Origin of the sequence: Haemophilus haemolyticus (assembly GCF_003493685.1) — a bacterium.
GTDB classification, from domain to species: domain Bacteria; phylum Pseudomonadota; class Gammaproteobacteria; order Enterobacterales; family Pasteurellaceae; genus Haemophilus; species Haemophilus haemolyticus_O.
Genome location: NZ_QQJW01000001.1, coordinates 195898 through 219693, shown reverse-complemented (window position 1 = coordinate 219693; position 23796 = coordinate 195898). Strand labels below are relative to the sequence as shown.

The window sequence follows — 23796 nt, the reverse complement described above, 5'->3', positions numbered from 1 at the left end:
TGATTCCCCTTTGGGGAACGTTTAATCTACCTTAAAAGGGTAGTACTTTTACTAACCTAGGGTATACCTACCCTAGGGTAAAAATAAGGAATATTTTATGTTTTTCCAAACTTGGAGTGATTTTTTTAATATGGGTGGCTACGGTTTTTACGTATGGTTATCCTATGCAGTAAGTTTAGTGGCAGTTATTGCCTTAATTGTTCAAAGTGTAAAACAACGCAAGACAGTGTTACAAAATGTATTGCGTGAGCAACAACGCGAAGAACGTTTACAACAAGCAAATAAAGGGAACACACTATGAATCCAAGACGTAAATCCAGATTTAAATTAGTCATTTTTGTTGTGCTCGGCATTGCTATTGCAAGTGGATTAATGCTGTATGCGTTACGTCAAAATATCGACTTGTTTTATACGCCATCTGAAGTGATTCAAGGTAAGGATAATAACCCGAATCAAAAACCTGAAGTAGGGCAGCGTATTCGTGTTGGCGGTATGGTGGTTGAAGGCACGGTAGTGCGTGATCCAAAAAGCTTAAAAGTGCGGTTCGATTTAAATGATATTGGCCCTGCGATCACTGTTGAATATGAAGGCATTTTGCCGGATCTTTTCCGCGAAGGACAAGGTATTGTGGCTCAAGGTGTATTAACTCAGCCAACTGTTTTAACCGCGACAGAAGTATTGGCTAAACACGATGAAAATTATGTGCCACCAGAATTAGGTGAAAAAATGCAAAAAGTGCATAAACCGATGGGGATTGGTGATGCGGATTTAAAAGGCGAAAGTACACGTGATCGTCAAGAAAAAGAAGGCGCAAAATGATTGCTGAATTAGGAAATTATGCGCTGGCTTTAAGTTTAGCCGTATCGCTTATGTTGGCGATTTTCCCTTTGTGGGGGGCAGAAAAGGGCAATGCACAATTAATGGCATTAGCTCGCCCAATGACTTATGGTTTATTTGCAAGTTTAAGCATCGCTTTTGCTGCGTTATTTTATTTATTCGCAGTAAATGATTTTAGTGTGCAGTATGTGGTGAATAACTCTAATACGGCTTTACCTATTTATTATCGTTTATCTGCCGTATGGGGTTCTCATGAAGGTTCTTTATTGCTGTGGATTTGGTTACTTGCTGTTTGGTCATCTGCCGTTGCTTTATTGAGTAAACATTTACCTCAAGAAGCGGTTGCTCGCGTGCTTGGTATTATGGGGATTATTAGCGTCGGTTTTGTGTTGTTCGTCTTGTTCACTTCAAACCCTTTTACGCGTACTTTCCCTGATTTCCCAGTGGACGGAAAAGAGCTCAATCCAATGTTGCAAGATGTAGGCTTGATTTTCCACCCTCCATTACTTTATATGGGCTATGTTGGTTTTTCGGTCGCATTTGCGTTTGCGATAGCATCCTTAATGACGGGAAAATTAGATTCAGCTTGGGCGCGTTGGTCACGTCCTTGGACGCTTGCTGCTTGGGTGTTTTTAACTTTAGGTATCGTACTCGGTTCTTGGTGGGCTTATTATGAACTTGGCTGGGGTGGCTGGTGGTTCTGGGATCCAGTGGAAAACTCCTCGTTTATGCCTTGGCTTGCGGGAACAGCATTGATTCACTCTCTTTCTGTGACAGAAAAACGTGGTTCTTTCAAAGCTTGGACGGTATTACTTGCGATTTTAGCCTTTTCACTTTGTTTACTCGGTACGTTTTTAGTTCGTTCCGGCATCTTAGTTTCAGTTCACGCATTTGCATCGGATCCAACTCGTGGTTTGTATATTTTGGCTTACCTCGTTGTGGTGATTGGCGGTTCGCTTGCGCTCTATGCGTATAAAGGCAGTCAAATTCGCTCTCGTGATAATGCAGAACGCTATTCACGCGAAAGTATGTTGTTATTAAATAATATCTTCTTAATGACCGCACTTTGCGTTGTATTCTTAGGAACGTTGTTACCACTTATTCACAAACAACTTGGTTTAGGCTCTATTTCCATTGGTGCGCCATTCTTTGATCAAATGTTCTTAATTATTATGACACCATTTGCATTATTGCTTGGTATTGGACCTTTGGTGAAATGGCGTAGAGACCAATTTTCTGCAATTCGTACGCCTGTTGTTATCAGCGTATTTGTTATGGTGATTGCAGGTTTTGCGTTACCTTACTTCTTGCAAGATAAAATTACCGTGAGTTCGGTGCTTGGCTCAATGATGACGGTGATTATCGCGTTACTTGCGCTTTACGAATTACAACAACGTGCGACACATCGTGAACCATTCTTTGTGGGCGTACGTAAACTATCTCGTTCTCATTGGGGAATGATGTTAGCTCACTTAGGCGTAGCAATGACTGTTTGGGGTATCGCATTTAGCCAAAACTTCAGCGTAGAACGTGATGTTCGAATGAAAGTCGGCGAAAGTGCACAAATTGGTCGTTACGATTTTAAATTCGCCGGAGTGACGGATGCGAATGGTCCAAATTATGTTGGTGGAAAAGCGCAAATTGATATTTCGAAAGATGGGCAACCAGAGGCAAGTTTATTCGCAGAAAAACGTTTTTACACAGTAAGTCGGATGTCTATGACGGAAGCCGCCATTGCTGGTGGTTTAACTCGTGACCTTTATGTGGCACTTGGTGAAAAACTTGAGGATAATTCTTGGGCGTTACGCTTATATTACAAGCCATTTATTCGCTGGATTTGGATTGGCGGCTTGTTTATGGCGTTAGGTGGATTGTTGTGTATGTTCGATCGACGCTATCGGTTTAATGCGTTGTTGAAGAAATAATTTTATTCTTGCCTTCCCCTGCTTGCGGGGGAAGGTGCCCGAAGGGCGGAAGGGGGATTACGATATCCCCCCTCAGTCACTTCGCGACAGCTCCCCCCATAAATGGGTGGAGCAAAGTTAATGAAAAAGTGCGGTAAAAAATGAAAAAAAAATTACTCGTTCCTCTTATTCTCTTTTTATCGATAACAATTGCCTTTTTAGTGCAATTAAAACGCAATGCGCAAGGTGAAGATATTAAAGCATTAGAGTCTGCTTTGGTTGGAAAGCCTGTGCCAGCAAAAAATTTAACGGAGTTGTTTGAGAATAAAGCTTACACGACTGAATTGTTTCAACAAGGTAAGCCAGTTTTGCTTAACGTATGGGCGACTTGGTGTCCGACTTGTTATGCCGAACATCAATATTTAAACAAACTTGCTAAAGACGGTGTGCGAATTATCGGTTTGGATTATAAAGATGAATCACCTAAAGCAATGAAGTGGTTAAAAGATCTTGGCAATCCTTATCAAGTTGTTTTAAAAGATGAAAAAGGTTCTTTCGGTTTGGATTTAGGAGTATATGGTGCGCCAGAAACGTTTATTGTAGATGGAAAAGGCGTGATTCATTATCGTTATGCCGGTGATGTAAACGAGAAAGTTTGGACTCAGACTTTAAAACCAATTTATGACAAACTTTCGGAGCAACAATAATGAAAAAAACATGGCTATTTTTGACCGCACTTTTGTTTAGCTCAGTGGCGTTTTCGGCTATTGATGCATTAAATTTTAGTTCTCCACAACAAGAGAGTGATTACCACCAATTAACACAATCTTTGCGTTGCCCTCAATGTCAAAATAACAATATTGCGGATTCCAATGCGACTATCGCTGTGGATATGCGTGGCAAAGTATTTGAGCTTTTACAAGAAGGCAAATCGAAAAATGATGTAGTGGATTATATGGTGGCACGCTACGGCAATTTTGTAACTTACGATCCACCTATGACAGCGAGCACATTAGTGCTATGGATTGCGCCATTATTGCTTGTGTTGTTAGGCGTGGTATTTTTATTAAGACGTAAACCAAAAGCTCAAAGTGCGGTGAAATCCCAAGATGTTTTAACTGATGAAGATAATGCGCGTTTGGCAGAATTATTAAACAAGGATAAATAGATGAATTTTGCATTAATTTTTATATTAACCACTTTAGTTGTGGCGTTAATTTGTTTTTATCCTTTATTGCGTCAATTCAAAGCGAAACATGGGCAAAAACGTGATGATTTAAATAAGGCATTATATTTCTCACGTTTGGAAGAAATTGAGCAAGATAATTCCCAAGGTTTAGTTGAAAATGTTGAGCAACTCAAACAAGAATTACAGAAAACCTTGCTTGATGATGTTCCGAGTAAGGTTCAAGAGAATATGGATTATTCTGGCAAATCTTATGGAAAAGTGTGGTTTGTGTCTGGCGTGTTGGCGCTAGGAATTATCGCGGGCTCTTCTTATTTTATGGTGGGCTCTTGGCAAGCTGAATCGATGTTAGAGCAAACTTATGCGAAATTGCCCTATTTCTTTGATCGAATGAAAGATGAAGATAAAAATCCATTTTCTGATGCAGAAATGCAGCAATTTTCTACCGCACTTCGAATCGACTTGCAGAAAAATCCAACTGATGCAAAAAAATGGTGGATGCTCGGCCAAATTGGGATGAATTTAGGTGACGCACGTTTAGCATTCGATAGCTATCAAAAAGCTAACAAACTTGAACCAGATAATGTGCAATATAAATTAGGCTATGCTCGCATATTGATGTTCTCTGAAGATGCGACTGATAAACTTAAAGGTGGCGATTTATTGCGTCAAGTGATCCGTCAAGATCATACTAATGTTGAGGCGTTAAGTCTGCTCGCATTCCGTTATTTTGAAACGGAAGATTATAAAATGGCAGCGGTGACTTGGGCGATGATGCTACGCTTAATGCCGAAAGATGATGAGCGTGTGCCACTAATTGAAAAAAGTATTCGTGCCGCGCGTGATGCTTTAGAAGCTCAAAACGAAGAAAAATCAAAAAGTATAACTCCTGAAAAATAACCTAGTATCATATAAGTCTTTTTGATATAGTTCAGTAACACTATTAATTGGCAAATAGCTATTTTAATATTAGAAATTACTTTAAAGGACGTTAAGGAGAACTGGAGATGAATTACAAAAATTGTACTTCTTTTTCTTTATTTTGTAGCATGCTGGTTAGTTTGTTTATACCGCATTTATCTATTGCTAAAGACATATCTAGTTCAGTAACTTATGTTGATGAAAAAGATAAAAAGGCTTTTAACTCGAATGTTTCTGATAATGATGTGCAGAAACTTGCACAAAGTATTGAGTTAAAAGTTTATAAAATTAACGAGATGAGTTCATCGGAGAGTGTTTTTGAGTCTCCAGCTGGCATTTGTCAAGGATTTAAAGTTAAAAGAGGTGTGGATTATACAAATTCAACCCACAATTATCTTTCGCCAAATGATAAAAGTGAATATTACGGTAGTGTAACGGGTGCGACGATTTATAATCAAAAAGATCCTCAAAATTTAAGTTATGTGCCAGTTTATTCAATTACAGACAAAAATGTGTCTAAGCGTATTCAATCACAAGAAAATAAAAAACTAAAGGAAAATGCAGCGAATTATGTATCAGAAGGTAGAGCAGTATTAACTGACGTAATTTGTAAATAGGATGTATTTAATGAGAAAAATAGTCTTTGTTAGTTGTGCAATTTTAGGTTTAGCAGCATGTTCATCTCAACCAGAGCAAACTGGTGGCGGTGTTTATGATATGAAGGCTGTGCAAGAGTATAATGCTCGTGTAACAAGTGGTAATACGGTTACACAGGCTCAGAAAGATAAAGTGGCAAGTCAAGTTGATACTAACTTAAAATTGAATGCGAGCGATAATAAGGTTAAAACTCGAGTGAGAAGTTCGCTACCGGTTATCCCTGTAGTCCCAAGTATCGGGTATCATTATAATTACCATCATTTTTGATAGAAAAACTAAAGCCTTGATTATCAAGGCTTTAGTTTTATATACGATAAATAGAATTGAGATTTTTATATTTAAGTACAAACAATTTTAACTGCTAGTCCGCCTTGAGATGTTTCGCGATACTTGGCGTTCATATCTTTGCCTGTTTCATACATGGTTTCAATCACTTTATCTAAAGTTACTCTTGGATTAGTGGTACGGCGTAAAGCCATACGTGATGCATTGATTGCTTTAACTGAAGCAATCGCATTGCGTTCGATACAAGGTACTTGAACTTGACCGCCGACAGGGTCGCAAGTTAATCCTAAGTTATGTTCCATTGCAATCTCAGCTGCGATGCATACTTGCAGTGGATTCCCACCCAGAATTTCAGCTAGTCCTGCAGCCGCCATTGAACAGGCTACACCCACTTCACCTTGACAACCCACTTCTGCGCCAGAAATCGAAGCATTCATTTTATAAAGTGAACCAATCATACCTGCTGCTAATAAATAGCGTTCAATAATTTCAGGTGTTAATGGCGAAATGAATTTTTCGTAGTAAGCTAATACCGCTGGAATAATCCCGCACGCACCGTTAGTTGGTGCCGTAACCACGCGCCCACCCGCTGCATTTTCTTCATTGACAGCAAGCGCAAACATATTGACCCAGTCGATTACGCGCATTGGATCGTTAGATAAATTCGTATTGGCTTGCAACACACGATAAAGTGAAGCTGCACGACGTGGCACGCGTAATGGCCCAGGTAAAATTCCTTCAGTGTGAATACCATGTTCGATACAAGCCTGCATCGTTTTCCAGACATTCTCTAGATGAGCACTAACAGCCTCTTTGCCATTTAATGCGATTTCATTTTCCAACATCACAGTGGAAAGCATTAAGCCGTTATCACTACAATGTTTCAAAATATCTTCGGCATTTTTGTAAGGATAAGGCACTTGGACTGTGTTTTTTTCTTCTTGACCAAAATGGGCTTCATCGACAATAAAACCACCCCCGATCGAATAATAGGTTTGGCGATAAAGCTCTGTGCGATTTTCATCAAGAGCGGTAATTGTCATGCCATTTTCGTGCAATTTTAAAAAAGTGCGGTGGAAAATGAGATTATTTTCAAAATCAAATTTTACTGTCTTTTGACCAACATTAATTGGTAAAAGCGCAGTTTGTTTCACTTTCTCGATGAAACCTGAAATAATATCGATATCCACATTATGTGGTAAATAACCCGCTAATCCCATAATGATAGCGATATCCGTACTATGACCTCTCCCTGTCATCGAAAGAGAACCATACACATCCACATGAATTTCAGCGGTTTGTTCAAACTGATTTCGTTCAATTAAGTCGTCTATAAATTGTTTGCCGGCTTTCATCGGACCGACAGTATGGGAACTGGAAGGCCCAATTCCCACTTTAAACATATCAAATACGCTAATCATAAATTTCTCAAAATTCGCTAAACTTTAAAGGGCGCTTATAATAATCCATAAACAACCGCAGAGATAGCGATTAATCCCATAATCGTTACAAAAACATTACTGAAACGTCCGCTGTAGCGTTTCATCGCTGGGATTTTGCGAATCGCGTACATTGGCATGATAAATAAAATCATCGCAATGATTGGGCCGCCAAGAGATTCGATTAAGCCTAAGATACTTGGATTAATAATCGCAACGCCCCATAACGTTAATAAGAAGAAAAGTGCGGTTGCATAATTGAGTTTTTTACGATTTACAGATTCGCCTTTCATTTTTAAATATAAGCCTTCTAAGCCTTCACGTGCGCCCATATAGTGGCCGAAGAATGAGCTAGTAATCGCTAAGAATGCAACAAGCGGGCCAAAATAAGAGATATATGGATTATCAAATTTATTCGCTAAGAAAGACAAGATACTGATATTTTGTGCTTTTGCTGCCACTAATTCTTCAGGTGTTAATGTTAATACACAGCTAAATACGAAGAACATTACGAAGAATAACAAAATCGTTGAGGTGCCTTTTTCTGTATGGCCGATATGGCGTTCTGCATCATCGAAAGTTTTGTATTCACGGAATTGTGAGCAAGTGAAAGATGAAATTGCCGGTGAATGGTTAAATGAGAATACTAACACAGGAATAGTAAGCCACAATGTTGTGATGAAACCGCCTGCTGTTGGGAATTCATGTAACATCGCACCATTCCATTCTGGAATTAAGTAAATAGAAAGTGCGAATAAAATTAATACTAATGGGTAAACAAGCCATTCCGTGATTTTTAACATCACTTTTTCATTAAATAGCATGACGGAAATCAATACTGCAATTAATACAAAAGAGAGAACGGCTCGGTTTGGCGATGCCATGCCAAGTTGATTCACAATGAAAGAATCGACTGTGTTAGTAATACCGTTACCGTAAATTAAAAGAATGGGGAAAATCGCGAAGAAATAAAGTAGGGTGATAAGTTTACCCGCTGTTTTACCAAAGTGTTCTTCCACTACTTCAGTAATATCGCTGCCAGGATTTTTTGATGAAAGTACAAAATAGGCTAAGCCACGGTGAGCAAAATAGGTCATTGGTCCGACGATAATTGCCATTAAAACTAACGGCCAAAATCCACCCATCCCTGCGTTAATCGGTAGGAATAAGACGCCAGCGCCAACCGCCGTACCGAAAAGGTTTAACATCCATGTTGCATCAAATTTGTTCCATTTGAGTTTTTCTGTTGGTTTCATAGTTTGCTCCAAAGCATAAATTATTTAAATTTGTCAATTTGCAGAGCAAAATATGCCCTAACAAATTTTGAGTATTATGTTATGCCGATAAATAGAGAATCTCAAAGAGCAAATTCTAAAATTGTGATCAAGTTAAAACTTTTTTTATAAAAAGTGCGGTAATTTTTAGCGACAAAAAATCGGTGCGTTCACGACACCGATTGCGTATAAAAATAAATGAAGGGGCTGTACTAGATAACGACTAAAAATCCCATTTAGGTTAGAATAAACCAATGAGAAAAAGTCGCTTAAGTCAGCATAAACAAAATAAACTCATTGAACTGTTTGTCGCAGGTGTCACAGCAAGAACAGCCAGTGCATTGGTTAATGTAAACAAAAATACAGCCGCTTATTACTTTCATCGATTACGCTTACTCATCTATCAAACAAGCCCCCATTTGGAAATGTTTGAAGGCGAGATTGAAGCCGATGAAAGCTATTTCGGCGGTACTCGAAAAGGCAAACGTGGTCGTGGTGCTGTGGGAAAAGTCGCAGTATTCGGGCTTCTCAAACGAAATGGCAAGGTTTATACCGTCGTTGTCCCTAATGCGCAATCAGCGACATTATTGCCAATTATCCGAGAGAAAGTTAAGCCTGATAGCATTGTGTACACGGATACTTTTCGTAGTTATGATGTGCTTGATGTCAGTGAATTTAGCCATTTTCGCATCAATCACAGCACGCATTTTGCTGAAAATCACAACCACATAAACGGAATTGAGAATTTTTGGAATCAAGCAAAACGCCACTTACGGAAGTTTAATGGCATTCCCAAAGAGCATTTTGAGCTATATTTAAAGGAATGTGAATGGCGTTTTAACAACAGTGAAATAAAATCTCAAATTTCCATTTTAAAACAATTAGTTAAGGGGATTTAGGTCTAGTTATCTAGTACAGCCCCTAAATGAAATTAGAACCGCACTTTTTTCAATCTTAAGGCGTTCATCAATACGGAAATTGAACTCATCGCCATTGCAGCTCCAGCAATCACTGGATTTAGAAAACCGAAAGCGGCAAGGGGGATGCCGAGAATATTGTAAATCAAAGCAAAAAATAGATTTTGTTTGATATTTTTCAAGGTTGCTCTTGCAATAAAAAGCGCATCCACAAGTTGATTCACCGAATGTTGCATAAGCGTTGCAGAAGCCGTTTGTTCTGCAATATCTGAACCTGATTTCATCGCAAAACTGACGTTTGCTGCGGCTAAAGCAGGCGCATCATTTATCCCATCACCTACCATTGCTACAACATGACCTAGAGCTTTCAGCTTTTGGATTTGTTCCGCCTTATCTCTAGGGCTGAGTCCACCAAAGGTTTTGTTAATGCCGAGCTGTTTCGCTATGTAATCTACCACAGATTGTTGATCGCCACTCATAATTACGACATCGACATTTTGCCGTTGTAAGCGTTGAATAGCGTGCAAGCTATCGTTTTTTAAGGTATCCGTCAGCGCAAATGCACCAATGGGTTTATCATTTATAGATACTGCGACAATGCTCGCAATTTGCCAGATATCCTCTAAATTTTTAGGCAAGATTAAACCGCAATAATCGGGTTTACCGACTTTTATTGTTCCCACTTGTTCTAATTCAGCTTGAATACCTTGACCCACTTCCATCTTTGAAAAAAGTGCGGTGGGAATGTCTAACATTTTTTGTTCCGCTGCTTGCACAATGGCTTTTGCAATTGGGTGGTTAGCTTGTCGTTCAACTGCTGCGGCAAAACGATACAAATCCTCTTCAGAATACACCGCACTTTGTGGCTGCCATAGTGCTGAAATTTCAAGCTCGCCTTTTGTTAGTGTGCCAGTTTTATCAAGTACAACGGTATCTACGTGGGCGGTTTCCTCCATTGCTGCCGCATCTTTAAACCATACGCCAGCATTAACCGCTTTACCTAAACCAACCATTATGGCAGCTGGTGTGGCTAATCCCAAGGCACAAGGGCAAGCAATCACAAGCACGGATACCGCGTGAATGAGTGAAGACACACTATCATTAGTCAGAACGTAAGTGAACGCGAAAGTAACAAGTGAAATCACTAATACAGCAGGCACAAATACTGACGCAACTTTATCGGCAAATCGTGCAATAGGTGCTTTTGAGCCTTGTGCATCTGATAATGCATTCATCATATCGCCAAGTAAGGTTTGGCTACCAAGCTGATTTGCTCGATAGATAATAGAACCTTCTGTTACCATCGCCCCCGCTAATACTTTTCCACCTTTCTGTTTTTCTTCTGGACGAGATTCACCCGTTAAATGACTTTCATCACACCATCCATTTCCACTTTCAATTATGCCGTCTGCTGCAATACGTTCGCCTTGATTCGCACGAATGATTTCGCCGATATTTACTTGGTCAAGAGCAATTTCAGTCCATTTTTCATTACGTAAAACAGTGACTTTTTTCGGTGTCAGTTGCAAGAGCACACTTAAGCTATTTAGGCTGTGCTTTTTAGTGCGATCTTCAAGAAATTTTCCAAGACTGACAAAACCAATTACCATAACAGAAGCTTCAAAATACACCTGCCCCATTGCATGATTGGCGTGGTAAAACAACATGAAAGCAGAATAAAGATAAATGGTGAGTGTTCCTATACTTACAAGCACATCCATATTGGCAAGTCTACCACGAATACTACCGATTGCTCCGCGATAAAATGGAATGGCTAACCAAAGTTGCACAATGCTAGCTAATGCAAATTGCCAAATAGGGGGCAACATCAAATGATGTGAGCCACTCATCATGCCAAGCATACCAATCAGAAATGGAATATTGATTATCCAAAGTATGATTAATCGCCAAGGGAGTGATGTATTTTTTTCTTCTATTGGCAATTCATTGGCTTGTTTGATATGAGCAGTGAAACCTGTTTTATGAATAATCTCTATAATTTGAGTTTCGCTTGCTTGCGTAGAGTCAAATACCACTTGTGCTTCTTCGGCGGCAAAATTTACCCCCGCTTGTTGCACAAATGGTTTTTTATTTAAAACTTTTTCAATACGATTGGCACAAGATTGGCAGGTCATCCCACCAATCTGAATCGAAATTTTTTTACTCTGTGGCGTCAAATCCGGCATCTTCAATTACCTCAATCAACTGTGCAACATTGACTCTATTTTCATCAAAAGTAATATTTGCTTTCCCTTCTAGTTGCACATCAGCAGATTGTACGCCATCTAATTCAGTTAAAACTTGAGTAACGCTTTTTACGCAACAGCCGCAATGTATGCCTTCTATGTTTAATGTGATGGTTTTCATTTTTACTCCTTGTTAGTGGTTTTATTGATGAATACGATTGGTACAAGATTGGCAGGTCATCCCACCAATCTGAATCTAAATTTTTTACTATGTGGCGTCAAATCCGGCATCTTCAATTACCTCAATCAACTGTGCAACATTGACTCGATTTTCATCAAAAGTAATATTTGCTTTCCCTTCTAGTTGCACATCAGCAGACTGTACGCCATCTAATTCAGTTAAAACTTGAGTAACGCTTTTTACGCAACAGCCGCAATGTATGCCTTCTATGTTTAATGTGATAGTTTTCATTTTTACTCCTTGTTAGTCGTTTTATTAATGGCTACACTATAAACCTTTACGTAAGGTTAAGGTCAAGAAATTTTTTATGAATATTAGTGACGTCGCAAAATTAGTAGGTTTATCTACGAAACAAATCCGTGATTATGAAAAAATAGGTTTAATTAAACCCGCTGTGCGCAGTTTGTCAGGCTATCGAAATTATGGAGAAAGTGATTTAGAAAGATTGCATTTTATTCGTCACTCACGCGATGTGGGTTTTTCATTACATCAAATCGCACAATTATTAGAACTACAAGATAATCCTAAGCGTAGCTGCCGAGAAGTGAAAGCACTAACGGCTCAACATATTACGACATTAAATCAACAAATAGAACTGTTACAAAAAATGGTACAAGAATTGCAGCGTTGGCATGATAATTGTCAGGGCAATGACTACCCTGAATGTTCAATTTTGAATGGATTAAAAGGATAAATGAAAAGTGCGGTTAATATTCCCAACTTTCTGGATCGACGCCTAATTCACGCATAAGCACTTTGGCATCTTCGGGAATTTCATCATTACGCTCTTTCATTAAATCTGCATCGGTGGGCAAAGGTTGACCGGTGAATGCATGCAAAAATGCTTCGCAAAGTAATTCACTGTTGGTTGCATGACGTAAACTTTTTAATTGACGGCGAGTGCGTTCATTTGTCAAAATTTCTAGTACTTTGATCGGAATAGACACAGTGATTTTTTTTACTTGCTCGCTTTTTTTGCCATGTTCTGCATAAGGGCTGATATATTTTCCGTCCCAATCCGCCATAATTTACCTTAGTGCTTATTGATAACCTTACAAATTGTCCGTATTCTAATGAAAAATCAAATAAATAACAATCTAGACGGCTAAACTTCTATGTTAAAAAGAGAAAGAAAAGTGCGGTAATTTTTTAGATTAAATATAAAGAAACGCTAGACAGTACAGGGTTTTAGTGGTAACTTACGCGCCATTCAAAGAGCATTGGCTCACCATTCGAATCATCAATTCTTATTAATTCCAATATTTATTCATTATGCATTTAACTGAACTTAAAAATACGCCTGTTTCTGATCTTGTGAAACTTGGCGAAGAACAAATGGGCTTAGAGAATTTAGCTCGTTTGCGTAAACAAGATATTGTCTTTGCAATTTTAAAACAGCACGCCAAAAGCGGTGAAGATATTTTCGGCGGTGGCGTGTTAGAAATCTTACCGGATGGTTTTGGTTTCCTTCGTTCTGCTGACAGTTCCTACCTTGCAGGCCCCGATGATATCTATGTTTCCCCAAGTCAAATTCGTCGTTTTAACCTTCAAACTGGTGATAAAATCGAAGGCAAAATCCGTCCACCCAAAGAAGGCGAACGCTATTTTGCACTTTTAAAAGTTGATCAAGTTAATGATGACAAACCTGAAGTTTCTCGTAGCAAAATCTTATTTGAAAACTTAACACCATTACATGCTAATTCTCGTTTAAGAATGGAGCGAGGCAATGGCTCAACAGAAGATTTAACCGCACGTATTTTGGATTTAGCATCACCAATTGGTAAAGGTCAACGTGGTTTGATTGTTGCTCCGCCAAAAGCAGGTAAAACCATGTTGTTGCAAAATATTGCGCAAAGTATCACGCATAATTATCCTGATGTAGAGCTTATCGTATTATTGATTGATGAACGCCCAGAAGAAGTGACAGAAATGCAACGTTCAGTAAAAGGCGAAGTCATTGCTTCTACTTTTGATGAGCCTGCAACTCGTCACGTTCAAGTGGCAGAAATGGTAATCGAAAAAGCGAAACGTTCAGTAGAGCATAAAAAAGATGTGGTGATTCTGCTTGACTCTATTACACGCTTAGCGCGCGCTTACAATACGGTAACCCCAGCTTCAGGTAAAATTTTGTCTGGTGGTGTGGATGCTAACGCGTTACATCGTCCAAAACGTTTCTTTGGTGCTGCACGTAACGTGGAAGAAGGCGGCAGTTTAACGATTATTGCGACTGCGCTAGTTGATACCGGTTCAAAAATGGATGAAGTTATTTTCGAAGAATTTAAAGGTACAGGTAATATGGAATTACACCTTTCTCGTAAAATTGCAGAAAGACGTGTATTCCCAGCCATTGACTTTAAACGCTCTGGTACTCGTAAAGAAGACTTACTCACAACATCTGATGAATTACAAAAAATGTGGATTCTTCGTAAGATTCTTAATCCAATGGATGAAGTGGATGCAATGGAATTCTTGATTGATAAACTCATGATGGCGAAAACTAACGAAGAGTTTTTTGAAGTGATGAAACGTTCGTAAAAGCAACCGCACTTCTATGAAGAACAAGGGGAAAATATTATGTTTTCCCCTTTTTAATATCCGTAATATTTGACGAAATAAATTACGGCGGCTGATAAGTTCATAAAAGGGGCAAAAGGTAAAAATTCTTTTTTCTTCCTATGAATAAGCGAAAAACATATTCCAAGAACTGAGGCTAATAACAAAAAGTGCGGTAAAGTTTCTAAATGAATAAAGCTTCCTAATGCCATTGCTAGCCAATAGTCTCCCCGTCCAAAGGCTTCTTTGCCGTAATAGAATTGTGCAATCCAATAGATTGCGTAGAAAACAATAAAAAAACTTGCCGCACTTTTTATGCTTTCAGATAACGTAAGCAATGAAAGGTTATTGTCTGCTCCAAATAAACCGAGAGTAAGTAACCATAAACAGGGGGGCGTAGAAATAAGTTGATAATCCCAATCAAGATAACTAATTGCCCAAAGGATAAGAAGTGTGAGCCCTAGCCATATAATGAAAGTAGAGTCCTTGAAGGCAATTTGTAAAAATATAAATCCTACTCCAACACTTAAAAAATACCTCAAAATATGACCGCACTTTTTTTGTTGAATAGAGGCAAAGTGCGGTTGAAATGGAGAACTATTTTGTGGAAATAATTCAACGTAAGTCGCATAAATCTCTTGCTGTAAACGCGTAATAAAACCAGATAGGTAGAACCACAGTGCGATCCCTAAGATACCGCCTAATAAAAACATTGCGAAGTAAATCATTGAATAACAGAGCCCATATTAAAGATAGGTAAATACATTCCCATCATAATAATTCCAATCAGACTGCCGATGATCACCATCATTAATGGTTCTATCATTTGTGAGAGTAAGTCAATTTGATGGTTAAGTTTTTCTTGGTAATTATCCGCTATGTGCTCTAGCATCAAAGCGAGTTTTCCGCTTTGCTCACCAATTTGTAACATTTGTTGTGCTTCCATCGGGAAAAGATCGCTACTTACACTATTAGAAAACGCATAGCCTTGAGAAATCCATTGTAAAATTGACCGCACTTCTTTATCTAATACGATGTCATTTACGAGAGTTTTTTGGGTTTGCCACGTTTGTGTACGAGGGAGAAAACTGTCTAGTGCTTGATTAAGCGGTACGCCGGCTTGCAACATAATTTGTAAACTTTGACTAAAGTTCACTAAACGCGAAAGCTTTTGAATTGTTCCAAAAATAGGCGCGATAGAAATAAGTTGATTTTTCTGTTGATGAAACCAGGCCTGGCGTTTTAGATAGAAGTAATAAAATAGAAAAAAACTAAAAGATAAAAATAGCAAAATCCCAATATTTTGCTTAATAAAATTGGATATAGAGAGCAATATTGCGGTTATTGTTGGTAACTCAGCATTATTACCACTGTACATTTCAGCAAATTGAGGCACGATAAAAAGCAATAATGCGAGTGTTAGTAATAGTGAAATTCCTAACACTATTGAGGGATATAACATAATTTTCTGTAATTTACGTTGTAATGCTAAAGATTGGCTACGATAGGTGGCTATTTTTTTACAAACAACGGAAAGTTTTCCCGTCATTTCTCCCACTTGAATCAGTTGAATTTCTTGTTGTGTGAGATATTTTCCTTGTTGTTCAATGGCCTGTGAGAATGCTAAACCAGATTTAATAGATTGAAGCAGTCGTTCAAGCCATTCATTGAGCATAATTTGAGTGCAATTTTGTTGCAAAATTTGCAGACTGTTTTTTAACGGAATAGCGGATTGTAGCAATGTCGCTAATTGATTGAGTAATTCACTGATTTCTGAATTTTTGGGCTTTGCCCAAAATTGCCAGTTTTGTTGTAATTTGATGTGAGTAAGCCCGCGGCTTATTAATTGAAAGTGTGCTTGTTGTTTTGTATCCGCAATAATTGAGCCTTTTTGTTTCTGATTTAATGCGTTACTACCTTGATAATAAAAGAGTTTTTTAGTCATGAGTTTTTACCTAACACACGTTCAATTTCTTTATCATCGGTTATTCCTTGATTAACTTTTTCTAAACCACTCGCATGTAAATTTTTAAAATCCGTTTGATAACCATTCTGCTGCCAATGTAAAAATTGATACACGCCAATTCGACCTCGATAACCTTGATGGCAATCACAAGAATTTACTAAATTTCCACTGCACTTTGAACAAAGCTTTCGTACAAGACGCTGTGCAATAACGAGCAGTAAACTGTTTTCAATTTCATACTGTTGAATACCGAGTTGTTGTAATCGAGAAATGGCAGAAATTGCATCATTGGTATGTAAAGTTGAAAGCACCAAATGCCCCGTTTGTGCCGCACGTAATGCAATCCTTGCACTTTCTTCATCGCGAATTTCTCCTAGCATAATGATGTCGGGATCTTGACGTAAGAAAGTACGCAATAGACGGCTAAAATCTAATCCAATCTGTGGATTAATTTGGCTTTGAATAATGCCATCAAGTTCAATTTCAATGGGATCTTCCGCTGTCATAATATGTTTATCAGGCGTATTTAGCCATTGAAGTGCGGTGTAAAGTGAGATACTTTTTCCACTTCCTGTTGGGCCAGTGACTAAAATTAATCCTTGTGGCTGGCTAAGCGCACGTTGAAATGCTTGTTGCTGATTTTCTGTCATACCTAATTCAGAAAAGCTAAGTTCTACTGGTTTATTTTGTTGCGCTCGCAACACGATTTTTTCGCCCCAATGGGTTGGTAAGGTTGAAAGGCGAAAATCAAGAATATCGGAAAAAGTCGTTTTAAATTGAAATCGCCCATCTTGTGGAAGTCGATTTTCACTAATATCTAATTTAGCCAGTAATTTTAAGCGTGAAATAATACGATTGGCGAATATTTTGCTTATTAAGGGTTGTGGTTGTAAAACACCATCAATTCTAAACCGCACTTGAAATTGATCAGCCAAGGTTTCTAAATGAATATCAGAGGCATTTTTTTGTAAGGCGGATTCAAAAATCTGATTAAGTAAGCGGATAACAGGTTCATCATCTTCTTGTTCAAAATGGGTTTCTTGATGTTGATAGAATTTAACTTGTTCTTCCACTTGCATTTGGCACGGAGTAAGTTGCTGTAACAGTTCTTTTAGTTGGCTGCTTTCTAACAAAATTGGTTCGACAGGTTTTCCTGTTATAAACGCAATGGTTTCACAGGCTGAAAGATTGGAAAGAGAATCAACCCCTAGCCAAAGACGATTATTTTCTTCTTTAAGTGGCAAAGCAAAATACCGCAAAAGCAAGGATTGTTGCTGCTGATTGCGTTCCCATAACTCTGGCGAGATCGTAAATACTTCGCCATTTTTAGCGGTTACACGCTGAGTATGAAGTAAAGCATAGCTCGTCATTGTGTGATACTTCCGCAAAAATTTGCTGGAAATAAAGAGGCATCCGTTCCTTTGCAGGTTGTTGTCCAAGTTATACCTGCTGCAGCATTACCTGTAGCTTGCAAAATATATTCCATATTTTCCAATATGCCATCCCCTTTTACGGTAATGCCACCCGATTGAGTTTTCACTGAGGCTACATAGCCTTTTGCTGTTGTAATATCCGCTGCAATACCATTTTTTCCACCTGTACAGTTTGTTGTTTCATTTGTGCTATATACACATAATTCCACATCAGCCTTATAAGGCGCAGATGCTTGCAGTAATTCGGATACCGCTGCTTTTTTGGTATAATTTTGGTAAGAGGGAATTGCGATAGTGGCTAAAATAGCAATAATTGCAATCACAATCATTAGCTCGATTAATGTAAAACCTTTTTTCAAGGTTTGCTGTGTTGTTAGTTTCATTCATTTTCCTTTTATTAAGCCTTTGTTGGCGATGACATTGTGAAAAGGAAAAATTTGTTTGTAAAATTGACCGCACTTTTTCTGCGATCCTGATCGCAAAAAAAGGGAAAAAGTATGCAAAAACTAAAAGATATTGAACAAGGTATATTGACCGATTGTCGGCAAATTCCATCTCCGCATTTTGATGAACGCCCAGATTTACAAGATATTTCACTTCTGGTAATCCATTACATTAGCTTACCACCAGAACAATTTGGCGGCGGATATGTGGATGATTTTTTTCAAGGGAAATTAGATCCTAAGATCCATCCTTATTTTGCAGAAATTTATCAAATGCGTGTTTCTGCCCATTGTTTAATCGAACGAAATGGGCGAATTACTCAATATGTCAATTTTAATGATCGCGCTTGGCACGCAGGCGTATCGAATTTTCAAGGACGAGAAAAATGTAATGATTTTGCCATTGGAATTGAGTTGGAGGGGAGTAATGAACAGCCTTTTACCGACGCTCAATATTTTTCATTGCAAGAACTTACCAATGTAATAATGAAAAGTTACCCGAAGATTACGAAAGATCGAATTGTTGGACATTGTGATATTTCGCCGAAACGTAAGATCGATCCTGGTCAATATTTCGATTGGGAACGTTATTTTGCCTGCCTGAAATAATTTGTTCAAAAATTAGACATTAAAATTTAGAGACTTCTGTGTATTACAAATATTGTTATGTTTTGTTTATAAACCTTTGAATTTAAATGGAAAAATTTTTTCTAGGGATCGTCTAGGAAAGTTTTTTTTGAGTTATACAACATTATGGATTTTCTCAATCACAATTTTATCCACAGAAATATTGAATAACTCAAAGAGCTAGCTAAAAGATCTTTGGTGAATGGCGTCCCTTTAAAAATTGTATTTTTTTACCGCACTTTCTTCCATTTTTATATGTGAAAAGTGCGGTTTATTTTTTCTTTAGATTTTTAGATCGAAAATAACTCAATTTATTTTTAAGTTCGATGTGATAAGGATCTCACCCTGTTTTTACGTGATCAATTCACAATCAGAAATCCGTTATTCACAATGTTATCCACAATCTGTGCATTTTATTGTGTAACCAGCCCTTTGGTTGATAAAAACACTGATTTATGAAACAATCTGCAGACTATTTTTATATGAAAAATTTAAGGTAAAACGATAGTGATCGATTTTGATGGCTACCGTCCAAATGTGGGTATTGTGATTTGTAATCGCAACGGGCAAGTGCTTTGGGCGAAGCGCTGTGGGCAAAATTCGTGGCAGTTTCCGCAAGGTGGCATTAATGATAATGAAAGTGCCGAGCAAGCGATGTATCGTGAACTGTACGAAGAAGTGGGTCTACAGCCTAAAGATGTGCGCATTTTATATGTATCTAAGCATTGGTTGCGTTATAAATTACCAAAACGTTTGTTGCGTTATGACAGCAAACCGATGTGTATAGGGCAAAAACAACGCTGGTTTTTGTTGCAGCTTGTTGGCGATGAAAAAAATATCAATATGCAAACAACCAAATCACCAGAATTTGATGGATGGCGTTGGGTGAGTTTTTGGTATCCTGTTCGTCAAGTCGTGTCGTTCAAAAAAGAAGTATATCGCAAAGCGATGAAAGAGTTTTCTGGCGTGTTGTTCTCAGAAAATCCTCCTGTGTATCAACCTGCACGAGAATTGGAGCAAAAATCTTATACTCATCCTAAAAAATATAATGGTTCAAAATTTCCAAAACGTTCTTTTAATAAAACAAGGAATTCATAATGTTTAGCTTTATTTTACTTTGTTTGCTTGTGGGGGCTGTGGCTGGCTTTTTTGCGGGGCTTTTTGGTATCGGTGGTGGATTAATGATTGTTCCTGTGTTGGTGTATTTATTACCAATGGTAGGCGTGCCAGAACCTTTGTTAATGTCTACCGCACTTGGAACCTCTTTTGCAACGATTGTTATTACTGGCTTTTCTTCGGCTCAACGACATCATAAGTTAGGTAATGTTGTGTGGAGTGCGGTGAAGATCCTTGCTCCGAGCATTATGGTTAGCGTGTTTATTTGCGGTTTCTTTATCGGAAAACTTGATCGCGATATTTCTAGTAAATTATTTGCCTGTTTAGTGGTTTATCTCGCGGTAAAAATGGTCTTATCTATTAAACCTAAGACAAATAAAACAGTTAAACCTTTGACGACTCAATCGTCTATTATCGGTGGCATTTTAATTGGTATGGCATCTAGTGCTGCAGGTATCGGTGGAGGCGGATTTATTGTGCCGTTTTTAAATTCTCGCGGTATCGATATGAAAAAGGCTATTGGTTCTTCGGCTTTCTGTGGCATGTTACTCGGAACTTCTGGAATGTTCAGTTTTATGTTAAGTGGCTGGGGGAATGTTGCAATGCCAGAATATTCTTTAGGTTATATTTATTTCCCTGCGGTGTTATGTATTACTGCCACATCCTTTTTTACATCAAAACTTGGTGCGACAGCCACCTCAAAACTACCCGTGTCCACTTTAAAGAAAGGATTTGCACTTTTATTAATTACCATTGCTGTTGATATGTTTATTAGATAGAGAAAATTATGAATTCAAATTACTTGCTTCTGCCTCATTTTGATCCAACTATTTTTACTCTTGGTGATAGCAATATCGGCTTACGTTGGTATGGATTGATGTACCTTTTAGGTTTTATTTTTGCACGCTGGCTTGCGGTTCGTCGTGCTAATCGCCCAAATAGCGGTTGGACAGTGGATCAAGTTGATACCTTGCTTTTCAATGGTTTTATGGGCGTATTTATTGGCGGACGTGTTGGCGATGTATTTTTTTATAATTTGGATCGTTTCTTACAAGAGCCGCTTTATTTATTCCGTGTTTGGGAAGGTGGAATGTCTTTCCATGGCGGCTTAATAGGCGTCATTGTTGCCATGATTTGGACATCTTATTCACAAAAACGTAATTTTTGGCAAACGGCTGATTTTGTTGCGCCTTTGATTCCGTTTGGTTTAGGTTTAGGTAGAATTGGTAATTTCATTAATCTTGAGCTATGGGGACGCGAAACGGATGTGCCTTGGGCAATGATTTTTCCAAATGATCCGCTCTTACTGCCTCGTCATCCATCACAACTTTATGAAGCCTTTTTAGAAGGCATAGTGTTGTTTGCAATTCTGAATATTTTTATTAAAAAGCCACGTCCAATGGGCTTTGTTGCAGGCTTATTCTTAGTTGGCTATGGTATCTTCCGTTTTATTGTGGAATATGTGCGTGAACCTGAAGTTGAAAATTTCTTTGGCGTCATTACAAGAGGACAAGCACTTTGTTTACCGATGATTATTGGTGGTGCCTTAATTATGGCTTGGGCTTATTCACGCAAAAGTGCGGTAATAAAATAGGAGATTTTTATGAAGCAATATCTTGATCTTTGTCGTCGCATTGTTAATGAAGGTGAATGGGTTGCCAATGAGCGTACAGGTAAGCGCTGTCTCACCGTTATTAATGCTGATTTAGAATATGATGTGGCGAATAATCAATTTCCGTTGATAACTACGCGTAAAAGTTATTGGAAAGCGGCCATTGCTGAATTTTTAGGTTATATTCGTGGATATGACAATGCTGCTGATTTTCGCGCACTTGGTACTAAAACTTGGGATGCTAATGCGAATGAAAATGCCGCATGGCTCGCGAATCCTCACCGTAGAGGCATTGATGATATGGGACGCGTATATGGTGTGCAAGGCAGAGCGTGGCGTAAACCTAATGGTGAAACCATCGATCAGCTACGCAAAATTGTTAATAATTTGACCAAGGGCATTGATGATAGGGGGGAAATTTTAACCTTCTTTAACCCGGGGGAATTTGATCTCGGATGTCTTCGTCCTTGTATGCACACGCATACTTTTTCTCTTGTGGGCGATACTTTACATCTTACTAGTTATCAACGTTCCTGTGATGTTCCGCTTGGATTGAATTTCAATCAAATTCAGGTGTTTACCTTCTTAGCGCTTATGGCTCAGATTACGGGCAAAAAAGCAGGCAAGGCATATCATAAAATTGTGAATGCGCATATTTATGAAGATCAGCTTGAGTTAATGCGTGATGTACAACTTAAACGCGAGCCTTTCCCGTTGCCAAAATTAGAAATCAATCCAGATATAAAAACGCTTGAAGATTTGGAAACTTGGGTCACGATGGATGATTTCAAAGTCATTGGCTACCAATCCCACGAGCCGATTAAATATCCTTTTTCCGTCTAATGGATGCAACAAAAGTGCGGTCAGAATTTGACGAGAAAATGATGTGCTATGCCCTTAATCTTGCGGATAAAGCGGAAGCGTTAGGTGAGATTCCTGTGGGGGCGGTTTTGGTTGATGACGCTGGAAATATCATTGGAGAAGGTTGGAACCTCTCCATTGTTCAAAGCGATCCTACCGCCCACGCTGAAATTATCGCTTTACGTAATGGCGCGAAAAATATTCAAAATTATCGCCTACTGAATACCACGCTTTATGTGACATTAGAGCCTTGCACAATGTGTGCTGGGGCAATTTTGCATAGCCGTATTAAACGCCTTGTGTTCGGCGCTTCTGATTATAAAACCGGTGCGGTCGGATCGCGTTTCCATTTTTTTGATGATTATAAGATGAATCATACTCTGGAGATTACATCTGGTGTATTGGCAGAAGAGTGTAGTCAGAAATTAAGCGCATTTTTTCAGAAGAGACGCGAAGAGAAAAAAATAGAGAAAGCATTGTTAAAAAAGTCTGATTAATATTAAATCTCCATTTTCTTTTATTCTTAGCTTTTAAAAGCCAGGGTTTATTGTTATCTCAAGTCGTTTTACATGCGGAAATTCTTCTTGAATGAGTTTCAACAATTCTGTCTGTCTGAATAAAATTCCTTGGCGAACGATGGCATTTGCTGTCTCAATAAAAATTGAGTTATCTATCATATTACCAATACGAAATTTGCCGTGAAATTCCTGTGGAAAAATGCGGTTAAATTTTTGATTAAGTTCATTGATGGCGAGGCCTTTTTTCATTATTTTGGCAAAGGGCGATTGCTCAAGTACGTCCATAATATTGACTGCTTTTTGATAACGCTCAGCCTTGTTTTCCATAAAGTCTGCCCCCAGTAAATGACATTAATTTAGATTTCCGCTACAATACACGCAATTTTCATAATAAACAACGAGACGATGATTTCAGGCACTGTCAAACCGAATTTTTGGTCGCGATTACTTTTAAGTATTATCGCGATTTTTGCTTTGCCTAACGCACAAAGTTTTGAAAATCAAAATAATGCGGAAAATTATTCCTCGAGTGTTTCCATTCAACAAGCGTTGGAAACGGTAAAAGTAGCACGTGAAGTGCAACGACAAGCCATTCCTCAACCTTTAATTTCCCGTCAAACTGAAAAACAACCTAAAATTCAACCGCACTTTTTAGCGGATGTGTTGAATCTTAGTGCGCCAATTCGAGCTGGTCCCTTGCTTATTTAATTTTCTGTTTTCTGTGAAGAATATTGCTATTGAAATAGCGATATTTTAAAAAAGAATTATTGTGCATGAAATAAAGTATTTCATACGCATTTAGCTATTTAACTTATATATT

29 protein-coding genes are annotated in these 23796 nt (G+C 38.3%); 18 read left to right on the top strand and 11 right to left on the bottom strand.

Annotated features, from left to right (window positions below; translation table 11 throughout):
• The first annotated feature begins 97 nt into the window (after positions 1–97).
• The 8 genes from ccmD (at position 98) to DV434_RS01095 (ending at position 5772) form a co-directional block, all read left to right on the top strand.
• Positions 98–301 (top strand): heme exporter protein CcmD, encoded by a 204-nt coding sequence (gene ccmD / locus DV434_RS01130; RefSeq protein WP_005634314.1) that lies wholly within the window; start codon positions 98–100, stop codon positions 299–301.
• The gene (ccmE, locus tag DV434_RS01125) at positions 298–819 is read left to right on the top strand and encodes a cytochrome c maturation protein CcmE (protein ID WP_005631161.1); all 522 of its coding nucleotides are present in this window, start codon (positions 298–300) and stop codon (positions 817–819) included. The genes ccmD and ccmE overlap by 4 nt, the downstream gene beginning before the upstream one ends.
• Entirely contained in the window at positions 816–2762 is a 1947-nt protein-coding gene (locus tag DV434_RS01120) for a heme lyase CcmF/NrfE family subunit (protein ID WP_118785935.1), read from the top strand. Before ccmE ends, DV434_RS01120 begins: the two co-directional genes overlap by 4 nt.
• 140 nt (positions 2763–2902) lie before the next feature.
• A complete protein-coding gene (locus DV434_RS01115) occupies positions 2903–3448 on the top strand; it encodes a DsbE family thiol:disulfide interchange protein (protein WP_118781791.1) in 546 nt (181 codons plus the stop codon).
• Entirely contained in the window at positions 3448–3909 is a 462-nt protein-coding gene (locus DV434_RS01110; RefSeq protein ID WP_105904222.1) for a cytochrome c-type biogenesis protein, read from the top strand. Before DV434_RS01115 ends, DV434_RS01110 begins: the two co-directional genes overlap by 1 nt.
• On the top strand, positions 3910–4827 hold the full coding sequence (ccmI, locus tag DV434_RS01105; protein WP_118785936.1) for a c-type cytochrome biogenesis protein CcmI: 918 nt from the start codon (positions 3910–3912) through the stop codon (positions 4825–4827).
• Between the two features lie 107 nt (positions 4828–4934).
• The gene (locus DV434_RS01100; protein ID WP_118785937.1) at positions 4935–5465 is read left to right on the top strand and encodes a DUF8095 domain-containing protein; all 531 of its coding nucleotides are present in this window, start codon (positions 4935–4937) and stop codon (positions 5463–5465) included.
• A gap of 10 nt (positions 5466–5475) precedes the next feature.
• Positions 5476–5772, top strand: coding sequence for a hypothetical protein (locus DV434_RS01095; protein ID WP_192881517.1), 297 nt, complete (start codon positions 5476–5478; stop codon positions 5770–5772).
• A 71-nt stretch (positions 5773–5843) separates the two neighbouring features.
• On the opposite strand, the gene DV434_RS01090 is transcribed toward DV434_RS01095, so the two are convergent.
• Together DV434_RS01090 and DV434_RS01085 are read right to left on the bottom strand one after the other, a co-directional pair.
• Positions 5844–7211 (bottom strand): L-serine ammonia-lyase, encoded by a 1368-nt coding sequence (locus DV434_RS01090; RefSeq protein WP_118785939.1) that lies wholly within the window; start codon positions 7209–7211, stop codon positions 5844–5846.
• 35 nt (positions 7212–7246) lie between these two features.
• Positions 7247–8485, bottom strand: a complete 1239-nt coding sequence (locus DV434_RS01085; protein ID WP_118785940.1) for an HAAAP family serine/threonine permease — start codon at positions 8483–8485, stop codon at positions 7247–7249.
• A 272-nt stretch (positions 8486–8757) separates the two neighbouring features.
• Between DV434_RS01085 and DV434_RS01080 the strand changes: the two genes are divergently transcribed.
• On the top strand, positions 8758–9402 hold the full coding sequence (locus tag DV434_RS01080) for an IS1595 family transposase (RefSeq protein WP_118786135.1): 645 nt from the start codon (positions 8758–8760) through the stop codon (positions 9400–9402).
• A gap of 32 nt (positions 9403–9434) precedes the next feature.
• On the opposite strand, the gene DV434_RS01075 is transcribed toward DV434_RS01080, so the two are convergent.
• The 3 genes from DV434_RS01075 to DV434_RS01065 all read right to left on the bottom strand — a co-directional run bounded on the left by DV434_RS01075 (position 9435) and on the right by DV434_RS01065 (position 12078).
• Positions 9435–11606 (bottom strand): heavy metal translocating P-type ATPase, encoded by a 2172-nt coding sequence (locus DV434_RS01075; RefSeq protein WP_118784872.1) that lies wholly within the window; start codon positions 11604–11606, stop codon positions 9435–9437.
• Positions 11581–11787 carry a heavy-metal-associated domain-containing protein gene (locus DV434_RS01070; protein WP_118784873.1) on the bottom strand — a complete coding sequence of 69 codons (207 nt, stop codon included), beginning with the start codon at positions 11785–11787 and terminating at the stop codon, positions 11581–11583. The genes DV434_RS01075 and DV434_RS01070 overlap by 26 nt, the downstream gene beginning before the upstream one ends.
• A gap of 87 nt (positions 11788–11874) precedes the next feature.
• Entirely contained in the window at positions 11875–12078 is a 204-nt protein-coding gene (locus tag DV434_RS01065) for a heavy-metal-associated domain-containing protein (RefSeq protein WP_118784874.1), read from the bottom strand.
• A 76-nt stretch (positions 12079–12154) separates the two neighbouring features.
• Here DV434_RS01065 and DV434_RS01060 point away from each other — a divergent pair, with 76 nt between their 5' ends.
• Positions 12155–12541 (top strand): Cu(I)-responsive transcriptional regulator, encoded by a 387-nt coding sequence (locus tag DV434_RS01060; protein ID WP_118784875.1) that lies wholly within the window; start codon positions 12155–12157, stop codon positions 12539–12541.
• 13 nt (positions 12542–12554) lie between these two features.
• On the opposite strand, the gene metJ is transcribed toward DV434_RS01060, so the two are convergent.
• A complete protein-coding gene (gene metJ / locus DV434_RS01055; RefSeq protein ID WP_005634287.1) occupies positions 12555–12872 on the bottom strand; it encodes a met regulon transcriptional regulator MetJ in 318 nt (105 codons plus the stop codon).
• A 247-nt stretch (positions 12873–13119) separates the two neighbouring features.
• Between metJ and rho the strand changes: the two genes are divergently transcribed.
• Complete coding sequence (gene rho / locus DV434_RS01050) at positions 13120–14382, top strand: transcription termination factor Rho (RefSeq protein WP_005629550.1); 1263 nt, start codon at positions 13120–13122, stop codon at positions 14380–14382.
• 53 nt (positions 14383–14435) lie between these two features.
• Here rho and DV434_RS01045 read toward each other — a convergent pair whose 3' ends face one another.
• Genes DV434_RS01045 through DV434_RS01030 form a run of 4 tightly spaced genes read right to left on the bottom strand, consistent with a single transcriptional unit; the run spans position 14436 to position 18182 of the window.
• The gene (locus tag DV434_RS01045) at positions 14436–15128 is read right to left on the bottom strand and encodes a prepilin peptidase (protein WP_118784876.1); all 693 of its coding nucleotides are present in this window, start codon (positions 15126–15128) and stop codon (positions 14436–14438) included.
• Positions 15125–16345: a type II secretion system F family protein gene (locus DV434_RS01040; RefSeq protein WP_118784877.1), complete on the bottom strand. Its 1221-nt coding sequence runs from the start codon at positions 16343–16345 to the stop codon at positions 15125–15127. The genes DV434_RS01045 and DV434_RS01040 overlap by 4 nt, the downstream gene beginning before the upstream one ends.
• A complete protein-coding gene (locus DV434_RS01035; RefSeq protein ID WP_118784878.1) occupies positions 16342–17736 on the bottom strand; it encodes a GspE/PulE family protein in 1395 nt (464 codons plus the stop codon). The genes DV434_RS01040 and DV434_RS01035 overlap by 4 nt, the downstream gene beginning before the upstream one ends.
• Positions 17733–18182: a prepilin-type N-terminal cleavage/methylation domain-containing protein gene (locus DV434_RS01030; protein WP_118784879.1), complete on the bottom strand. Its 450-nt coding sequence runs from the start codon at positions 18180–18182 to the stop codon at positions 17733–17735. The genes DV434_RS01035 and DV434_RS01030 overlap by 4 nt, the downstream gene beginning before the upstream one ends.
• Positions 18183–18296: 114 nt before the next feature.
• Here DV434_RS01030 and ampD point away from each other — a divergent pair, with 114 nt between their 5' ends.
• The 6 genes from ampD (at position 18297) to tadA (ending at position 22955) form a co-directional block, all read left to right on the top strand.
• Positions 18297–18851, top strand: a complete 555-nt coding sequence (ampD, locus tag DV434_RS01025; protein WP_118784880.1) for a 1,6-anhydro-N-acetylmuramyl-L-alanine amidase AmpD — start codon at positions 18297–18299, stop codon at positions 18849–18851.
• Positions 18852–19376: 525 nt separating this feature from the next.
• Positions 19377–19967 carry an RNA pyrophosphohydrolase gene (gene rppH / locus DV434_RS01020; protein WP_005631202.1) on the top strand — a complete coding sequence of 197 codons (591 nt, stop codon included), beginning with the start codon at positions 19377–19379 and terminating at the stop codon, positions 19965–19967.
• On the top strand, positions 19967–20764 hold the full coding sequence (locus tag DV434_RS01015; RefSeq protein WP_118811390.1) for a sulfite exporter TauE/SafE family protein: 798 nt from the start codon (positions 19967–19969) through the stop codon (positions 20762–20764). The genes rppH and DV434_RS01015 overlap by 1 nt, the downstream gene beginning before the upstream one ends.
• A gap of 8 nt (positions 20765–20772) precedes the next feature.
• Positions 20773–21579, top strand: a complete 807-nt coding sequence (lgt, locus tag DV434_RS01010) for a prolipoprotein diacylglyceryl transferase (protein ID WP_118811389.1) — start codon at positions 20773–20775, stop codon at positions 21577–21579.
• A gap of 9 nt (positions 21580–21588) precedes the next feature.
• Positions 21589–22440 (top strand): thymidylate synthase, encoded by an 852-nt coding sequence (locus DV434_RS01005; protein WP_118811388.1) that lies wholly within the window; start codon positions 21589–21591, stop codon positions 22438–22440.
• Positions 22440–22955: a tRNA adenosine(34) deaminase TadA gene (gene tadA / locus DV434_RS01000; protein ID WP_118784882.1), complete on the top strand. Its 516-nt coding sequence runs from the start codon at positions 22440–22442 to the stop codon at positions 22953–22955. The genes DV434_RS01005 and tadA overlap by 1 nt, the downstream gene beginning before the upstream one ends.
• 33 nt (positions 22956–22988) lie before the next feature.
• Here tadA and DV434_RS00995 read toward each other — a convergent pair whose 3' ends face one another.
• Positions 22989–23303 carry a DUF721 domain-containing protein gene (locus DV434_RS00995; RefSeq protein WP_118775335.1) on the bottom strand — a complete coding sequence of 105 codons (315 nt, stop codon included), beginning with the start codon at positions 23301–23303 and terminating at the stop codon, positions 22989–22991.
• A 78-nt stretch (positions 23304–23381) separates the two neighbouring features.
• Here DV434_RS00995 and secM point away from each other — a divergent pair, with 78 nt between their 5' ends.
• Positions 23382–23684: a secA translation cis-regulator SecM gene (secM, locus tag DV434_RS00990; protein ID WP_118784883.1), complete on the top strand. Its 303-nt coding sequence runs from the start codon at positions 23382–23384 to the stop codon at positions 23682–23684.
• The last annotated feature ends 112 nt before the right edge of the window (positions 23685–23796 follow it).

Coding starts and splice junctions, on each gene's coding strand:
- rho (WP_005629550.1), top strand. CDS start 13,120: ATGCATTTAACTGAACTTAAAAATACGCCTGTTTCTGATCTTGTGAAA.
- DV434_RS01075 (WP_118784872.1), bottom strand. CDS start 11,606: ATGCCGGATTTGACGCCACAGAGTAAAAAAATTTCGATTCAGATTGGT.
- DV434_RS01100 (WP_118785937.1), top strand. CDS start 4,935: ATGAATTACAAAAATTGTACTTCTTTTTCTTTATTTTGTAGCATGCTG.
- metJ (WP_005634287.1), bottom strand. CDS start 12,872: ATGGCGGATTGGGACGGAAAATATATCAGCCCTTATGCAGAACATGGC.
- DV434_RS01095 (WP_192881517.1), top strand. CDS start 5,476: ATGAGAAAAATAGTCTTTGTTAGTTGTGCAATTTTAGGTTTAGCAGCA.
- ccmE (WP_005631161.1), top strand. CDS start 298: ATGAATCCAAGACGTAAATCCAGATTTAAATTAGTCATTTTTGTTGTG.
- ampD (WP_118784880.1), top strand. CDS start 18,297: ATGCAAAAACTAAAAGATATTGAACAAGGTATATTGACCGATTGTCGG.
- DV434_RS01045 (WP_118784876.1), bottom strand. CDS start 15,128: ATGATTTACTTCGCAATGTTTTTATTAGGCGGTATCTTAGGGATCGCA.
- DV434_RS01060 (WP_118784875.1), top strand. CDS start 12,155: ATGAATATTAGTGACGTCGCAAAATTAGTAGGTTTATCTACGAAACAA.
- secM (WP_118784883.1), top strand. CDS start 23,382: ATGATTTCAGGCACTGTCAAACCGAATTTTTGGTCGCGATTACTTTTA.
- DV434_RS00995 (WP_118775335.1), bottom strand. CDS start 23,303: ATGGAAAACAAGGCTGAGCGTTATCAAAAAGCAGTCAATATTATGGAC.
- DV434_RS01035 (WP_118784878.1), bottom strand. CDS start 17,736: ATGACGAGCTATGCTTTACTTCATACTCAGCGTGTAACCGCTAAAAAT.
- DV434_RS01120 (WP_118785935.1), top strand. CDS start 816: ATGATTGCTGAATTAGGAAATTATGCGCTGGCTTTAAGTTTAGCCGTA.
- ccmD (WP_005634314.1), top strand. CDS start 98: ATGTTTTTCCAAACTTGGAGTGATTTTTTTAATATGGGTGGCTACGGT.
- DV434_RS01070 (WP_118784873.1), bottom strand. CDS start 11,787: ATGAAAACCATCACATTAAACATAGAAGGCATACATTGCGGCTGTTGC.
- tadA (WP_118784882.1), top strand. CDS start 22,440: ATGGATGCAACAAAAGTGCGGTCAGAATTTGACGAGAAAATGATGTGC.
- DV434_RS01115 (WP_118781791.1), top strand. CDS start 2,903: ATGAAAAAAAAATTACTCGTTCCTCTTATTCTCTTTTTATCGATAACA.
- DV434_RS01030 (WP_118784879.1), bottom strand. CDS start 18,182: ATGAAACTAACAACACAGCAAACCTTGAAAAAAGGTTTTACATTAATC.
- DV434_RS01065 (WP_118784874.1), bottom strand. CDS start 12,078: ATGAAAACTATCACATTAAACATAGAAGGCATACATTGCGGCTGTTGC.
- DV434_RS01110 (WP_105904222.1), top strand. CDS start 3,448: ATGAAAAAAACATGGCTATTTTTGACCGCACTTTTGTTTAGCTCAGTG.
- DV434_RS01080 (WP_118786135.1), top strand. CDS start 8,758: ATGAGAAAAAGTCGCTTAAGTCAGCATAAACAAAATAAACTCATTGAA.
- ccmI (WP_118785936.1), top strand. CDS start 3,910: ATGAATTTTGCATTAATTTTTATATTAACCACTTTAGTTGTGGCGTTA.
- lgt (WP_118811389.1), top strand. CDS start 20,773: ATGAATTCAAATTACTTGCTTCTGCCTCATTTTGATCCAACTATTTTT.
- DV434_RS01090 (WP_118785939.1), bottom strand. CDS start 7,211: ATGATTAGCGTATTTGATATGTTTAAAGTGGGAATTGGGCCTTCCAGT.
- DV434_RS01085 (WP_118785940.1), bottom strand. CDS start 8,485: ATGAAACCAACAGAAAAACTCAAATGGAACAAATTTGATGCAACATGG.
- DV434_RS01015 (WP_118811390.1), top strand. CDS start 19,967: ATGTTTAGCTTTATTTTACTTTGTTTGCTTGTGGGGGCTGTGGCTGGC.
- DV434_RS01040 (WP_118784877.1), bottom strand. CDS start 16,345: ATGACTAAAAAACTCTTTTATTATCAAGGTAGTAACGCATTAAATCAG.
- DV434_RS01005 (WP_118811388.1), top strand. CDS start 21,589: ATGAAGCAATATCTTGATCTTTGTCGTCGCATTGTTAATGAAGGTGAA.